This is a genomic window from Bacillus kwashiorkori, from assembly GCF_001375515.1.
In the GTDB taxonomy this organism is placed as follows: Bacteria; Bacillota; Bacilli; order Bacillales; family Caldibacillaceae; genus Bacillus_BK; species Bacillus_BK kwashiorkori.
The window spans coordinates 21,665-38,006 of record NZ_CTDX01000009.1 but is presented as its reverse complement, the minus strand read 5'-3'; the positions used below and the strand labels follow the sequence as shown (position 1 = coordinate 38,006).

General features: G+C 34.9%; 9 protein-coding genes. All 9 read right to left on the bottom strand.

Features of this window, described 5'->3' with window-relative positions; all coding sequences use genetic code 11:
* Window positions 1-649 precede the first annotated feature (649 nt).
* The gene (locus BN1242_RS02135) at window positions 650-1,444 is read right to left on the bottom strand and encodes a zinc ribbon domain-containing protein (protein WP_062350655.1); all 795 of its coding nucleotides are present in this window, start codon (window positions 1,442-1,444) and stop codon (window positions 650-652) included.
* A gap of 378 nt (window positions 1,445-1,822) precedes the next feature.
* A complete protein-coding gene (locus tag BN1242_RS02130) occupies window positions 1,823-2,269 on the bottom strand; it encodes a DinB family protein (protein ID WP_062350652.1) in 447 nt (148 codons plus the stop codon).
* A 570-nt stretch (window positions 2,270-2,839) separates the two neighbouring features.
* The gene (locus BN1242_RS02120; protein ID WP_062350646.1) at window positions 2,840-5,626 is read right to left on the bottom strand and encodes a glycoside hydrolase family 3 protein; all 2,787 of its coding nucleotides are present in this window, start codon (window positions 5,624-5,626) and stop codon (window positions 2,840-2,842) included.
* Between the two features lie 77 nt (window positions 5,627-5,703).
* A complete protein-coding gene (locus BN1242_RS02115) occupies window positions 5,704-8,709 on the bottom strand; it encodes a chitobiase/beta-hexosaminidase C-terminal domain-containing protein (RefSeq protein ID WP_062350643.1) in 3,006 nt (1,001 codons plus the stop codon).
* Between the two features lie 202 nt (window positions 8,710-8,911).
* Window positions 8,912-11,248: a glycoside hydrolase family 2 protein gene (locus BN1242_RS02110; protein WP_071435403.1), complete on the bottom strand. Its 2,337-nt coding sequence runs from the start codon at window positions 11,246-11,248 to the stop codon at window positions 8,912-8,914.
* 240 nt (window positions 11,249-11,488) lie between these two features.
* The gene (locus BN1242_RS02105; RefSeq protein ID WP_062350640.1) at window positions 11,489-13,126 is read right to left on the bottom strand and encodes a type 2 periplasmic-binding domain-containing protein; all 1,638 of its coding nucleotides are present in this window, start codon (window positions 13,124-13,126) and stop codon (window positions 11,489-11,491) included.
* 145 nt (window positions 13,127-13,271) lie between these two features.
* Window positions 13,272-14,135 carry a carbohydrate ABC transporter permease gene (locus tag BN1242_RS02100; protein WP_087941715.1) on the bottom strand — a complete coding sequence of 288 codons (864 nt, stop codon included), beginning with the start codon at window positions 14,133-14,135 and terminating at the stop codon, window positions 13,272-13,274.
* A gap of 73 nt (window positions 14,136-14,208) precedes the next feature.
* On the bottom strand, window positions 14,209-15,150 hold the full coding sequence (locus BN1242_RS02095) for an ABC transporter permease (protein ID WP_062350636.1): 942 nt from the start codon (window positions 15,148-15,150) through the stop codon (window positions 14,209-14,211).
* A gap of 136 nt (window positions 15,151-15,286) precedes the next feature.
* Window positions 15,287-16,279 (bottom strand): LacI family DNA-binding transcriptional regulator, encoded by a 993-nt coding sequence (locus BN1242_RS02090; RefSeq protein WP_275259438.1) that lies wholly within the window; start codon window positions 16,277-16,279, stop codon window positions 15,287-15,289.
* Window positions 16,280-16,342 lie beyond the last annotated feature (63 nt).

Below are 16,342 nucleotides of genomic sequence, written 5' to 3'. Positions count from 1 at the left end.
TCAATTCCACTATCCAAAAACTAGAATAGGTACTTGAAAAAAGGCAATTTTCTACTTCCACTATCCAAAGAACTAGAATAGGTACTTGAAAAAAGTCAATTTTCACTTCCACTATCCAAAGAACTAGAATAAGTGCTTTTGAAAAAAGGCAATTTTCACTTCCACTATCCAAAAACTAGAATAGGTGCTTTTGAAAAAAGGCAATTTTCACTTCCACTATCCAAAAACTAGAATAGGTACTTTTGAAAAAAGGCAATTTTCACTTCCACTATCCAAAGAACTAGAATAGGTGCTTTTGAAAAAAGGCAATTTTCACTTCCACTATCCAAAGAACTAGAATAGGTGATTTTGAAAAGTCCATTTTTTCCACTGTTGAAAAAGATAAGTGGCTACGTGAAAAATTTCCATGGGCGAATTTTTATCGCGTTTGAAAAAAATGTTAAAACAATAAAAAATTTACAAACAAACTAGTTAACAATAAAAGCCACTAACTTTTTCTTCAAGCAACAATTAACAAACATTGCCTCTCAACCTTAATCATTCCAAAGGTGTGCACTGGAATATGGGATTTTTTAAAAAAGGTAAATTTGACTAGCGCACCATCTTTTGAAAAAAGTTTCAGCCCTTAGGAATAAAGGCAGCAATACGATTAAAATAGGTCAAAAAGTGACGAGCTGATGATACCTTCAATCATATCTAAAAATATGGAGAACATAAATTCACCGATAAGACCAATCGTTAAAAAGGCAAGTAAATAAATAATTAACGTGCTGTAAAAAATATCCAACCCACTATTATTCTCTTTTTTAAAGGAGATGAGAACGAATGGTGGCACGGCAAAAATAGCGATAAGAAAACCAAATACTAGTAAAGCTGCAAATAGGCTAGCATCTAATAAGGACATTATGAATGCTAGTAAAAATAACACGACAACAGGTACAAGTAATGTTCCGAAACGACTTAATACTACTTTAAAATCCACATCTAATTTCGATAATTTTAACGCTCCGAATGTATAAGCGCTCATTAAAACGATAAAAATAGCAAAACCGATAAACGGCTTAATAATTCCATTTAAAAACGGACTTTCAATCCATTCCCGAAGATCTCCAAGGCTAACATAAAGAGTAAGTGGAAATAACAAGGAAAACAATGCAATCGTGATTAAACTATTCACCCATTGATTTTGCCCAACTTTATTCGTTTGAGAGAGGGGTTGTTTTAATACATCAATAAAATATGTGTAATAATTTTTTGAAATTCGCTTTGCTTGCTCCAGTTGTGGATTAGATTGACTTTGTCCTTGTCCACCACCTTGTAATACTGTTTGTTGCGTAGTCTCAACTGTTGCGGCTACCTCGTTTTCATTAGCGTTAAGAGGGGAACCACATTTCGTACAAAACTTTCCACTAGCATTTTCATGACCACATTTCATACATTTCATTCTAATACTCCCTTCCTTTTGTAAAATTTTTCGTTACGTATGTATCCCTAATTTTCTATGAAAGTTGATCCCCGCCATGTATTCCGCCCTAGATTTCTAATATTACAAATAATAAAGATAGAATAATAACTAAGTAATAGTAACATCGAAACAGGACTTAATTCCTAATGCTAGGCAATAAAAAATAAATGGGAAAATCAACAAATCAAAAAATATAGGGAAAATTACGCACACACACCAATTATACACTATTAAACTAGTAAAAAGTACCCAATTTAGAAAAAAATACGAAAAGGGGGACTGTCCCCAACGATTCAGAAATTTTTGAATCGTTGGGGACAGTCCCCCACCGCTTTAAAGCAGTAAAGTGTGGAAGGGCTATTTTTTGTTTACGAGTCTTGCCATAAGGTGAATTTGTCCGGCGTGGTTCAGTTCGTGATATGCTGTAAAATACACTAATTCCCCGTACGTATTGTTTCCTAAAACGGGTTGCTCTAATTTTTCTTCAAACCGATCTACTGGGATTCCTTTTATTCGTTCCAGCTGTTCTTTCAATTGATGAATAATGACATCTGCACTCGGGACATCGCTTTTCCATTCCGATGGCCGCGAACCGTAACCAAACCAATCATTGTACTCTACAGGCAACTGGCCATTTCCACCAAACAGGAAACTTTCTGCAGCTACTAACAAATGTCCAAGCTGCCAACGAATCGTGTTCGACCATCCCTCTAGCTGTACATCTAAAAGTACTGGATCCAATTCTTCCACATCTTTAAAAATCGCCTGACGACCCAATTCGAATTGTCTTTTCACTAACGCCATAATTAAATACCTCCTACCCTTTTTCTTCGTATGATTTTCCTTGAAAAAAAGCGAAAAGTGCTACTACTACACATATTCGCTTATCATCATTTTCATATACCACAATTAAATTTGCAAATGATACAATTTTCACATCATCCATACTAGTATGGGTTAAAATGGGGAACCAACAACCAACTATTTGGTACTTCCTCTTCCAATCACATATGGAGCTCAATAGTAAAATTCGCAAACCATCTCCATTTTACAAAAAATTCCATACTAAGATTTTCCAACATTATCTGGATTGCAACATCGTGACATCGCAACAAGGGCTTACTTCAATATAAAAGTAATCAAGATTCACATTTAATTCATTGGACATAATTATTGGCAAAAAAATTCCCGTCTTACTATCCAATACGGAAAAGCCTCTCTCCTGTCCCACTTACAAGTAAAAAAACAGGACTGCCTACACAACAACAGTCCTGCTATCCTATGAATCATCCACGAATGTTCCAAATTGGAAGGATGCACGTGAATTAGTCTAATAAAAACCGTCTTCAATCTAAAATTCCATTCACACTTAGTTTAAACTCGTTTAAATTCAATCCATTTCATTGTAATGCCTGGTTTTAGATGTTCTAGTTTTATCTCATATAATCCTTCTTTTAACTCTATTTTTATTAATCTATGCGTAACCCATTTACCATTCGTTCCGTTTGTTTGAACTGTAGTCAAGAGTTGATCATTCAAAATGATATTACAAGCTGTTTGTGCTAAATCCGCTACCTCTGACATAAGCTCGACAAATACACGATATTCACCGGTTTCATTTACCTTTATCACCGTTTCCTTCGTGGAGCTAATTGGGATTTGTTGTTGCTGATCCAAACAATGTTCTTCCTTATCCATTAGAGATTGATTTGGTTCTATTTTCAACACTTTTTCACTAGATAATTCTCCCCTTGAGAAAACGGGCGCGCTCATTAAAAATTCACAAATATTCATTGCGGACCTTTGCAGTTCGCCTTTTGTTAAGCTACCATTGCGCAATGATTCCAATGTATTATCATTATTGACATTAACTTCAGCTCCAAAATTATTAACAACCATATACAAATCGTTTTGAGAAATTATCATTGACTTCGTATCGGTACGACTTGGTGAACCACCTTTTACACAATCATTCATTTGCGCCCACCAGTCAGTCATGACAATACCAGTGAAGCCCCATTCTTTTCGCAAAATTGTTGTATTCAAGTCATAATTGGAAGCCGCCCAATGACCATTAATTGGATTATATGCAGTCATAATTCCTTTAGCATTTCCTTCTTTTACTGCAATTTCAAAACCCTTTAAATATATCTCTCTCAAAGCCCGTTCAGAAACGATAGCATCCACATGATGCCGTGAATATTCTTGATTATTACAAGCAAAATGTTTCAATGTTGCATTGGAACCACCTTTTTCAATCCCACGAACATTTGCCGTTGCTATCACACCTGTTAACAGTGGATCTTCTGAAAAATACTCAAAGTTACGTCCATTCAATGGATTTCTATGAATATTCATTCCAGGTCCCAATAACATATCAATATTGTTGCTCTTTAATTCTTTCCCTTCCATGACATACAATTCTTCCACTAAGTCTGGATCCCATGTACATGCAAGTAATGTTCCAATTGGTATTTGAGTTGCCTTATGTCCACTATCCATTCGAATCCCAGAAGGACCATCCGACGTACACGCAACAGGAATACCTAATTTAGCTAAGCTATCACTTACTCCACCAAAAGCAGAAGCAGTTCCTGGAGTGACTAAAGGACTACTCATTCCTTCGCCCCTTACTATCGTTGCCAATTCATCGTCTGTTAACTGAGCTATAAAAGTCTCTATGTTAACCTTTCCCTCCTTGACTTCTCGTAAGGTATATCCCATATTATCTGTTTGCTTAATCTCTTCTGGGAGATTTTTTTTCACTCTTTCTTCCATTGAAACTTTTTGAGTTGGAACCTTTTCAAAAACTAATTCATATGAACCGTCCTCTTTCAGTTTTCCAGGTTTCATTCTAGTAAATTCTTTCGTCGGTGCTAGTGCCTCCTCCAACTGTTGAACAACTTGGATGTTTTCAACGACATAGCCATCTTTTCCTCCGACAGACACCTTTTTTACATTTTTTACACTATTACCAGCATAAAATCTATATGTTCCGCTTTCCAAAACATATGCTGAAGCATATCCTGTCTTCCCTCCATCATCATAAGAAGCCATCTGATCTATAGGGAAGCAAATGGTTAATTCCTCTGTTTCTCCTGGCTCAAGAAGGGCTGTTTTTTTAAATCCACCAAGCACTTTTGCTGGTTTCCCTAACTTTCCTTGTGGAGCTTCATAATATACTTGAACAACTTCTCTACCAGAATAAATCTTTCCTGTATTTCTAACTTCAACAGCAATTTCAAAATATTTTCTATTATCCTTTGTTAAAACATGTGCTTCTCTCGGCTGTATTTCAAACGTTGTATAGGATAGACCATATCCAAAGGGGAACTGAACTTTATTTGGAAAAAACGTTTCAAAATAACGGTAGCCGACATAAACATCTTCTTGATAAAAGTTATAATCTTTATTTCCATAGTTTTGAGATGAAGGGTAATCATTTGGGGAATAAGCAATAGTACCAGCAAGTTTACCACTCGGATTGACATCACCAACTAAAATATCTACTGCAGCATTTCCACCTTCCATTCCTCCTTGCCAAACGTAAATGACACTTTGAATTCGGTTTAAATAAGTCTCATCATTGAGCCAGGACATATCGATAATATTGGAGACATTTAAAACAACTACAACCTGATCAAAATATTTAGTAACTAATTGCAGCATAGACCTTTCTTCGGAAGTAAGTAGGTAACTTCCTTCTTTGACTGCATTATCTTGATCTTCTCCTGCAGTTCGACCTATTACTACGATTGCTTTAGTTGACATCGCTTTAGCATCGCTAACAATTTTATCAGTTAAGGGCATTTCCCGTTGATTCCAAGGTTCTGCTGCCCATCCTCCACCTCCATTATCAAATGGGTTTTCTTCAATCCACTTTTCATAAATAGTGGCCAACTCTTCATTAAGAATAATTTGTTTTTTACTACGAAAACCATCTAATAGGTCGGTTGTATATGCTACATTGACACTACCTCCAGAACCGGTTCCGCTTCGATAATAATTTATTTGAGTTCGACCAAATATTGAAATACTCTCTCCCTGTTTTATAGGAAGTACATTATTCTCATTTTTTAATAATACAGCGCCTTCTGCTGCAACTTTTCTACTAAACTCAGCAAACCCTTTTAAAGGAATACCTATTTTTTGCTCATTCATTTTACTTTCCTCCACCACTCTAGTTGAAAAAATTACCGAAATTGGGTGGTGACAGGCACCACCCATCCATACATTTTTTATCTTAAATATTTTCTCCTGCCAATATATAGGATTCCTCCTATTATCAATAATAGAGTACCTACTAAAGAATAGTTATAATAACTTGTTGCCGTATTAGGGAGTTTATTTTCTTGTGCATTCTCCTTAATATTACTATCTGCTCCATTCAGCTCTCCAGAATTGTTGTCTTTATCAATTTCCTCTGTTCCTGTATCCCCTGTATTTGGTTTTTCAATTCCAGGGTTAGTTGAGTTTGGTTCTTCTGTTTCAGGTTCTACGGATTCCGAATTATCTTCTGCTTGTTCTTCTTTCGTTGGTTCCTCGCTCAATGCTGAAAGGTTATTAGCAAAGGATTGACCGATAAAGATGTTATCTAAGTAATAGATTCCTATATCTTTAAAGGCAATTCGAATTTCCACAATTTCTGATTTGTTTATGTCACTAAAGATAGAATCCAACAGGACATGAACCTTTGAAAGTGATTTTGGTAAAGCAGTTGTAAATTCATGGGTTTGCCCCGATGATTGGTTACCATCTTTATCTACTAACGTAATTTTTGCGGTCTGCTCTTTGCTAGTCCCATTATAAATATCAAAGATTAAATAAAAAGGATAGCTACTATTTTCATTAATTAAACTAAAAGGTTGTCCATCATTTGGTTTCAAACTAATATAGTTACTGTCAATATTTTCATCATCAACAACAACAAGCCTTGCAGAAACCGATTCGGTTACTTTTTTTGTAAAATCTAATGTAGCGACTGCATTTTCACCTGTTTCTAGGATAGTGTTCCTTTCAAGTCCCTCAAAGTCATTAATAAGAATCATCTTATCAGTATTTCTCATCGTTGGATCAAAGTAATTTCGCAGAACATCAGCAAAATAGTCATTCCGTTCATAGGATTGGTCAGTTTTAACTTTACTCCACTTTTCCTTTATCTGCTCAAAACTATCAAGATATATATCTACTATTGGTGGCTCTCCAGTATAAATTCCCCAGCTAGTTTTATTACCAGTAGCTTTATATGTCCAAGTAGTATAACTCCAACCTTGTTCTTCAAAAACCTTTAGCGCATAATCCCAACTTTGGATATTATTAAATAAAGTAAATTCACCGACGTAAACAGGTACATTATGTTCAGCTTCCTCTACCAGGGTCACTTTCGAATCAATAAAATTCTTTTGGGAAGTAAAACTATGAATATTATCCCAGTTATAAAAGTGGTATGAATAAGCTACATTTTCCCATTCATATACATTTGGATTTGGAAGATCTTTAGGATCCCAAATAGCCTCAATAAATATAACGTGATTTGGATCCTGTGCACGAACCGCTTTATATAGTATGTCATAAAAATGATACTGTTCAGTACCGTTTGCACCACCTGGCTCATTTAATAAATCATAACCAGCTACCCATTGTTCATCTTTATATCTCTTTGCAACCTCTTCCCATAGGAAAACGGTCCGTTCCATGTTTATTGGATTTCCATATAAATTGCCTTTATCTCTAATTGTAGTATCACCTGAATGATCTTTACCATTTTGCGAGCCTGGTGCACCATGTAAGTCGATAATTACATATATTTCTCTTTTAGATGCTTGCTCAATAAACCAATCAAGACGATCAAATGCAGAATCTTTTAAAGTACCATCCTCATTTAACATTTCAAAATAAGTAAATGGTAAACGAATCGTATTAATTCCTTCGTTTTTTAGAATGTCAAAATCGGATTCAGTAAAGTATGAATCTTGATAGATATTAAGCAGTTCCCACGCTTTTTCTTTGCCAAAGCGTTCTGTTAATATATTTATTGTTGTAATTTGGTCAGGTGATTTTACAGGATTCATCCATTCTTCCATGACTAACCAACCACCTGCATTTGTACCTCTTAAAATCACTTCATCCCCAGAACCATAATTATTGAAAAGATTTTTCCCGTTGGCTTTAATAAATGGTGAAGGAGTTCTATTCATTGTATATTTAAAAACCGAAACATCCGTTTTTATTTTTCCATTTGTAGCTATTGCTTTGATTGTAGTTGTTGAAGCTACAGTAATTGGTTCCGTATATTTGCTAGAGGAAGTAGTAGGAGTACTTCCATCTAATGTAAAATAAATATCTCCATCTAATAATACTGTCCTTAGTTCCACTTTTTGACTTTCTGAATAGATACCAGCACTAGGAAATGCCTTAGGTTTTAAAGAGCCGTCATCATTATTTACCTTGTATTCAAAAGTGCTAACCTGACTGTACATATCTTGATCTGGGTTATATACAACAGCCTTCAAAGTAACACTATCATCAAACCTCAATAATCCCTTGTATAGTAAAGAATCCTTACTAGGAGTGTTTCCATCTGTTGAATAATAAATTGGCAAATTGCTAGTTTCTGATTTCAATTCAACAACTGCATAATTTTGAAAATCACCAGAAGGTGTTCCAGTTGGTGGTTCTAGTTCAACGGGTGGGTTTTTATCTGAAAAGTATAAATTATCCAAGTAATATGTACCACTATTCCATTGACCAACTCTAACTTTTGTAATTTTTGTTAAATCTACCCCGGTAAAATTACTAACAGGAATTTGATAGTAAACCCAAGAATCTTTCTTCGTACTTTGAGATTGCCAACTAAAACTTGTTTCCTTTTCATTTTCATCAATCAATGATACTTTAAGTGTGTTCGAGCCTTGAGTATCTTTAATACTAAAAATAAAATATCTTAAACTAGAAACATCTACAGGACCATTTTGTGATGAAATTACAATGCTTCCCTCATTTTCCCTTGGATCTCCGCTTGATAAAACTTCATATTTTAGAGATTTAGTTCCTTCAAAAACATCTTCACTCGTTACATCCACCTTTGCATTATGTTCAGCAGTGGCAACTTGTTTATTTCCTTCAAAATCTTGAAACATAATAGAATCTTTCATTTCTGCTGATTTCTTTACAGGAACCATTGAAATGATTAATTGCACAGCTAATAATAAAATAATGACTCTTCGGATTTTATTCTTTTTCACTCAAACTCCACCTTTTCATACTATTTTTTATTAGAAACAGCATTACTGGAATTACAAAACTAGCAAAACATAAAAAAATCCAATTATATATAACATCTACCCTCTACCTGCACTACGTACATGTATATTTTGCCAGGAATTTATTCCCATCCCGGAATCACTTCCTGGCATTTTTTTATAAAAATCTATTAGTGACAAGTGCTTACTCTCTGCAAGTAATGGCACCTATTTCCAAATCACGACCAAGATCATATTGAATAACGACCGATATCGTTTCGCTGATGATAGATTGCTCAAGTTTCCACAATGGTACATATACATCAAAAGCTTTACCAGCTTCAATTTTATAAGTGTCGTAGCAAACACTATTCCCATTGGTACTGATTATTTTTACGTTCACACCATCAGAAGTTGTTGAGTCAAATAAGCTTATTATTAAATAATTATAAATAGAAAGATCTGCAGATTGTTTCAGATTGAGACTTACATATCCTTCAGAAACGCTACTAGAATCAAACGCTAAATTTCTCTGAGTAGGTAATTGGTCCGTTACCCCGATACCATTTGTTTTATGCATTAGTCGCTGATGGTCTTTAACGAACTCATAATATAATAGTTTTTCCGTTGTTCTATCCATCCGGAGCATTCCCATCGTTTGGTAAAATTTATTATGATTTACAAACCAATCAAAAGCCGTCCAGTAGTTCATGCCGGCAAGATAACCATTCGGGTTAACGATGCCTTGAGGTAAAACAGTGGCCTTTTCAAGTAAAGCAAGCTGAACATCACGGTAAATTTCTACCTGTTTATTTAAAAAGCTATCATCTGCATTACTCCATATTCCATACTCTGTATTAATAATTGGTTTGTCCGGCCATTTTTCATGAGCCTTTTCAATAAAGTTACGAGTTCCTTCATAAGGAGTACTACCGTGGAAAATTCCGAAATACATCGTCCAGCCCATTACATCCAACGGTTCCATTGATTCATCCCAATATCCAGGCTGATCTGCTGCTGAACTTTGAGTGATCAAGCGACCATCATTATAAGAGGAACGCAACTCATTTACTAATTGTTCATTGTATTTCTTTCGAAGGATCACATCTGTTGATTCATTTTGCGTACTCCACAAAATAATAGATGGACTATTAAATCGAGAAAACACCATTTCACGCCACATTTGATAAGAGATTTTCCTTTTTTCTTGTGCCTCGTAATGTACGGTGTCGAATTGCCAAAGTGGAATTTCACTCATGGACGTAAGCCCTAACCGATCGAGCATGATAAATGTATAGACATGATTTGGGTAGTGGGCAGTTCGCACCATATTCACAGATAAACTAGATATCTTCAAAAAGTCACTCTTAATCCGATCCCAAGTAGCTGATCTACCAAAATCGCGCCACTCTTCATGACGGGCAACACCTGCTAAAAAGATTGGTTTCCCATTTAAATAAATTTTAGCTTCATCTGTTTTTAAGTTACGAATTCCAAACTGTGTATGAAAAGTATCAATGGTAGCTTCTTGCGTAACGAGATCTAGACCTAGTACATATAAATTTGGTTCCCTAATACTCCATATTTTTGGGTTGTTAATTTTTACATGATAGGAAACTACACGAGTTTCTCTAGGTAACAGATTAATAGTTTGATCGTCAAGTCCACAAACTTCCACTTTCTGTTTCTTAATACTAAAGGCAGAAGGTTCTGTTAACCAGTTATCTGTTTGATAATCCGTATCATAGATGGTCGCTTTTAATTGAACTGTTTTTTCTATTGAGGACCGGTTATCAAGAACCGCTGTAATCTCTATATCACCATTCATATTTTTTGAAACAATATCCGCTCGAGCTACATAAACACCTTCAGTTGCCTCTAAATACAAATCATGAATGATTCCTGTATAGTTGAAGAAGTCGTTATCTTGAGCCGGAACAATATCCACTCGGGAAGTCCATGGGGGATTATCCACACGAACGACAATTACATTCTCCCCGCTACGGAGGAAATTTGTTACATCAAATGAAAATGGTGTGTAGCCGCCCTCGTGGTAGCCAACATATTCTCCATTAATCCAAAAGTCGCCTATATAGGATACTGCCAATGCCTTTAGGAAAACTATCTTTCCTTCCCAATCTAATGGGACCTCAAATTTCCGTCTATACCATACTCCATTTTCATAAGTTTCGGCACCATTAACTTCTTCTTTTCCAGTAAGATGATTTTCAGGTAAAGGAATAGAGTGTGTATCCCAGTTCCTATCATCATAGCTTAATAATGGGATACCGTTAGATTCACGTTCGGTTTCCTTTACCCAAGAATTATCACGAGCACTCATCGTCCAATCGTGATCAGCATTGAACCGTTTCTTCCTCCATGTCCCCGCTAATGAAAGTACTGGGCGCATTTGTGGTTCAAAGCTTGGATAAGGTAAATTATTTTGGAACGGAATGGCTTTTCCATCCATTATTTTTAGTGAAAATGTCGGTTGCAAGTTACCAATTTTCAGGCATTCTGCTTGTATATTTTTTTCAGACATAGCTTTACCCCCTGCCTATGTTACTCATCTGAACGATTGAAAAAACTTAGTATATACAAAAGGGGCTGCCCGAAACAAAAGGCCAGGCGCTTTAAGAACAAAACATAGTCTACCGAACTGCTTAATCTATATTTGCACTTATAAAGGGAGCCAGGCACTTTTGGGACATCCCCTAACTCTTTTTATTTCCTATTTAATAATAGTAGGATTCAAAAACCCATTCGAAAAACTAGGCAACACCTATTTTAATCCAAGTTTTTCCATATTATCCTGAACTTTTTGGTCTCTAATTTTTATAATAGAGTCGAAGTTGTTTTCGTCTAAGAATTTTTTATAACTATTTAAAGTTTTCTCAAACGCATTGTCATCTTTCGCTCTAATTAATTGTGCCAATGTTGTAGCCCATTGAGAATTAATATTCGTCAATGTACGCGATTCTGCTGTACCTTGGTCTGGATCAATATTTTCAATGGCAAAATGTGGTGTTAAATATGGAGTTCCCCATGCCATAATTTGGTCAACAGATTCTCTTGGCTGTACTACTCCGTGTTCAACTGCGAAAGTATCATGTCCGAAGAACCAGAATTCCCCTAAGCGATATTTAGATTTATATTCATCAATATTTTCCTCTTTAATCTTAGCTACTTCAGGAAGTAATTCCGCTTTACCTTCTTCATTGAATTTGAATGTTTCGCCTTCAACTCCATAAGTTGTTAAATATTGTCCTTCTTCACTTAATAAATAAGTAAATAATTGAATTGCCTTTTGTGGGTCTTTAACTTTGTTTGAAATGTAAGTTACGGACCAGCCAGATATACCAGATTGATTTAATGTTGGTTCTCTACCCACAGTTGACTTAGGACCATCGATAGCAATGTATTTTTGACTTGGATTAGAAGAAAAGTTCTTTTGTAAATGGGTATAAAGTTGTGCAATACCACCTGTCAATGCCGTTGCATACTTACCTTGGGAAATTTTTTCTTCAAAGAGTGTACCATCATCTGAGAATGTGTCATCACTAATATAACCTTTGCGATATGCTTCATTAATGACTTTAATCCAAGCTTGATAGTCTTCATCTTGGTTTCTGTTATACCATTTTCCATCTTCTGTGACCATTGGCACTCCTAGATAATCCTGTAATGTTACATGTAATGAACCTGCATCCCCTTCAGCAGTAAAACCTTTAAAACCAAATGGAAGTACTTTAGGGAATTGTGCTTTAATTTTACCTAAAGCATCTAGAAATCCTTCTGGAGTTGTCATATCCGGTGAACCAATTGCTTTATAAATGTCTTCACGAATGATAAAAGCATCATTTCCTGGAATTGCTCCGCTATCATAATGTTCTTTCGTATTGGAATAGCTAGGATAACCATAAGTTTTACCATCTTTTAATTGGAACCAATTTAATGTTTGATCTTGAGCTACTTTGTAGAAATATGGATCATATTTATCTGCAAGGTCATTTAATGGAAGTGCCCATTTCGCTGCGTCTTTTGCTGTTTTTGATTCCATACCGAAAATGGTTATAATATCTGGTAGGTCAGAACCTGCAAAATACGTATTTAATTTTGTATCATCACCGTTTAAAAACTTGATATTTATATTCAAATCTTCGCTTAACTTTTTCGTGACTGTATCGTTACCGAAGTCCGTGTTCCACCATTCTGCATTTACATACCAAGTAAGTTCTGTTTTTTCTTCTTTTTTATCCAATTTCCAAGCAGGAGTATTTTCATCTAACTCATATCTTGCCTTTTCATCTAAATTGGCTGTTTCATTTTTCTTAGAACCACTATTACAACCAGTTAAAATAAGTGAAACAGAGAATATTAGGATAATCGTTTTAATAATGATAGATTTATTTATTCTCATTTTAAGTTTCCCCCTCAAATTTATGTTTTTAGTTCTTCCTTACTTATCAATCTCTTGCTTTTTTAACTTAATAATCAAACTGCTAAGGTCAAATGCTAGCACCCACCTCCTTCAAAGTACTATATTATGGCTCACTTTCAGATTTTTACTCTTTCACAGCCCCTATCATCATTCCAGAAATAAAGTATTTTTGTAAAAATGGATATACTAGAACGATTGGCACTGTCGCAATAACAATCGTTGCAAGTTGAATTGATTCTGCCGTCGTTGGAATAACAACGGATGTAATATTGGACATATTGGCTGCTGCTTGAGTTTGTACAATAATTTCATAAAGTTTCATCTGAATAGGATATAGAGCCTCATTAGAAATATAAAGTTTGGCAGTCATATAATCGTTCCACTGGAACACACCATTGAATAATGCAATTGTTGCTAATACCGGAGTAGAAAGTGGGAGGATAATTCTAGTGAAAATTTTCCAAACTCCTGCTCCATCAATTTTTGCTGATTCCTCTAATGAACTTGGAATTTCCCGAAAGAAGTTCATTAATATAAGCATGTCATAGTAACTAAATAGGGAAGGAATAATATAAACCCAAAAACTATCTAAAAGTCCTAATGATCGCATTAACAAATAAGTTGGGATCATACCACCGCTAAAAAACATGGAACCTACGCCTAAAGCCGTATAAAAATTTCGACCTAGTAAATTTTGTTTACTCATTCCATAGGCAACCATTGCAGTAAGCAATACGTGCGTAATGACCCCGATAACAGTTTTTAATACAGAGATGATAAATGCATTCCAAATTGTTGGGTCATTAAAAACTATTTGATAGTTAGCTAATGAAAATTCTTTAGGCCATATTCTTAGGCCAACACTAGATATCGTTTCAGGACTACTAAATGATTTAACAACAATGTTCCAAATTGGAAATATGATGATAATTGTAAACAGCGTTAAAAAGATGATGTTTATTATATTAAAAACTCTGTTTTCCTTCATTTTATTTTTCTTTGATGTAGCAACATTTGTTGATACATGGTTATCTTTCGCAGTTATATTCATGTCAACCCTCCTAGAAAACAGATCTATTGTCATTCATTTTCTTAGTAACTGTATTGGTAATAATTACAAGAATTAACGACACAATGGAGATTGCTAATCCAACAGCTGTCGCATATGAGAAATCACCTTGTGCTAAACCAATTTTATAAACATAAGAATTGATAACCTCTGCGTGAGATTGGTTTAATGAGTTCATTAATACTAATGTTTGGTCTAAGTTCGATCCAAGCAAACCACCGACTGCTAGGATGAACATTAAAGATATAATAAACTTCATTAAAGGTAGTGTAATGTGCCATATTTGTTGAAGTTTTGTCGCCCCGTCAATTTTGGCAGCTTCATAATAGGTAGGATCAATACCAGACATAGTCGCCAAGTAAATAATCGTCCCCCACCCAGCTTCTTTCCATACATCAGATAAAACCGCGATTAGCCAGTAACTTTTAGGCTCAATCATGAAGTTACGAGGCTCGTCTAGAATGCCTAGAAGAACTAATAGTTCATTAAAAATTCCTGATGTGGACAACCAACTAATCAACATTCCACCAACAACAATCCAAGATAGAAAGTGTGGTAAATAGGAAATGGTTTGTACCGTCTTTTTAAACACTCCATCTTTCACTTCAAATATCAAAATAGATAATATTATCGGAAAGGTAAAACCGATTAATAGTTTTAATAAGCTAATTGCTAACGTATTAACAACTGACTTCCAAAAGAACTTGTCCGAAAATGCAATACGGAAATTTTCTAAACCTACCCAATCAGCTGAACTGATTGTATCGGTTACCGAGTAACTTTTGAAAGCAATCACAAGTCCATATATTGGAACATAACTAAAAATAATTAAAAATAGAACTCCAGGTATTACCATTAATTGAAGTGGAAGTTGTGACCTGAATTTCTTTGTAAAATTCCCTACTTTCACTCGTATAACCTCCCTTAGGATCATTTATTTAGGAAACCGCTTTCTTTTGCAACAGAAAACCGTAACACAACTTTTGATTAAAACGTTTTTATTTTTCCGTAAAAACGTTTTTATTAATTTTTATTTTTTCCTAACAAAGTAACAAGGGACTCTGTTACCCCTAAATAAAAATCTCTTTATTAATAGCACATGAGTCCCTTACAATTAATTTACCTTCTAATTTTACCAAACTACCAGGTTCTTCTTTCAGAATCGTTCCAAGCAAACATTGCATTGCCGCTTTACCTAAATGGATAATAGGGTTTGCAACGGTTGTTATCGACGGTAAAAAGTATTCGCTCAAATCGATATTATCAAACCCTGTAATACTAATATCTTCGGGGACAGAAAACCCTTCCGAATTTAAAGCCTTGATACAACCTATTGCACTTAAATCATTCGCACAGGCAAATGCATCAGGGAGCGGTTTACCACTTTTTATGAATGTTTTAACAGCATTATAAGTAGCTTCTTCTTCAAAATACCCAACAAGAATATTTTCATCCTTTAATTGTAATCCAGCGGAATCTACTATATTCTTAAATCCTTTGAATCTCTCTATATCATCATATAAATTAGCATACCCTCTTATATAACCGATATTTCGATGACCTTGATTGATGAGATAACGAGCAATATCTTGACCACCTTTATAGGAATCAAATACGACGGAAGAACTCGTTTTGCTTACCCGCTCTCTATCGATGAAAACAATTGGAACACCAGCTTTTTCTAACAATTGAACGTCGTTTTCATCAATGAATTCATTCATTATAACGGCACCATCAACCCTCTTTCCAAGTAAATTAGCTAGAGCCGTTTGATCATTTTTTGTAATAAAAATCTGCAGTTCATAACCAGACTTTTCGCAAACTTGGTAAATTGAGTCTACTAAGATGTCATAGTACGGGCCTTTCATACTCGTTAGGAACATTCCAATAACTTTAGTTTCTCTCGATTTTAAATTTCTTCCGTTTAAGTTCGGAACATAATTCATTTTTTTCGCTATATTTAATACATGATCTCTTGTTTCTGGGAGGAGAACATCTACTCCATTCAAGGCATTAGAAACAGTTGAAATAGAAACACCCGCTGCCTTTGCAACATCTTTAATCGTGACCTTTTTTGAAATTTTGTTCCCCTCCTTTTATAAAAACGTTTTTATAAATAATAATTA

Coding starts and splice junctions, on each gene's coding strand:
- BN1242_RS02135 (WP_062350655.1), bottom strand. CDS start 1,444: ATGAAATGTATGAAATGTGGTCATGAAAATGCTAGTGGAAAGTTTTGT.
- BN1242_RS02130 (WP_062350652.1), bottom strand. CDS start 2,269: ATGGCGTTAGTGAAAAGACAATTCGAATTGGGTCGTCAGGCGATTTTT.
- BN1242_RS02120 (WP_062350646.1), bottom strand. CDS start 5,626: ATGAATGAGCAAAAAATAGGTATTCCTTTAAAAGGGTTTGCTGAGTTT.
- BN1242_RS02110 (WP_071435403.1), bottom strand. CDS start 11,248: ATGTCTGAAAAAAATATACAAGCAGAATGCCTGAAAATTGGTAACTTG.
- BN1242_RS02105 (WP_062350640.1), bottom strand. CDS start 13,126: ATGAGAATAAATAAATCTATCATTATTAAAACGATTATCCTAATATTC.
- BN1242_RS02100 (WP_087941715.1), bottom strand. CDS start 14,135: ATGAAGGAAAACAGAGTTTTTAATATAATAAACATCATCTTTTTAACG.
- BN1242_RS02095 (WP_062350636.1), bottom strand. CDS start 15,150: ATGATCCTAAGGGAGGTTATACGAGTGAAAGTAGGGAATTTTACAAAG.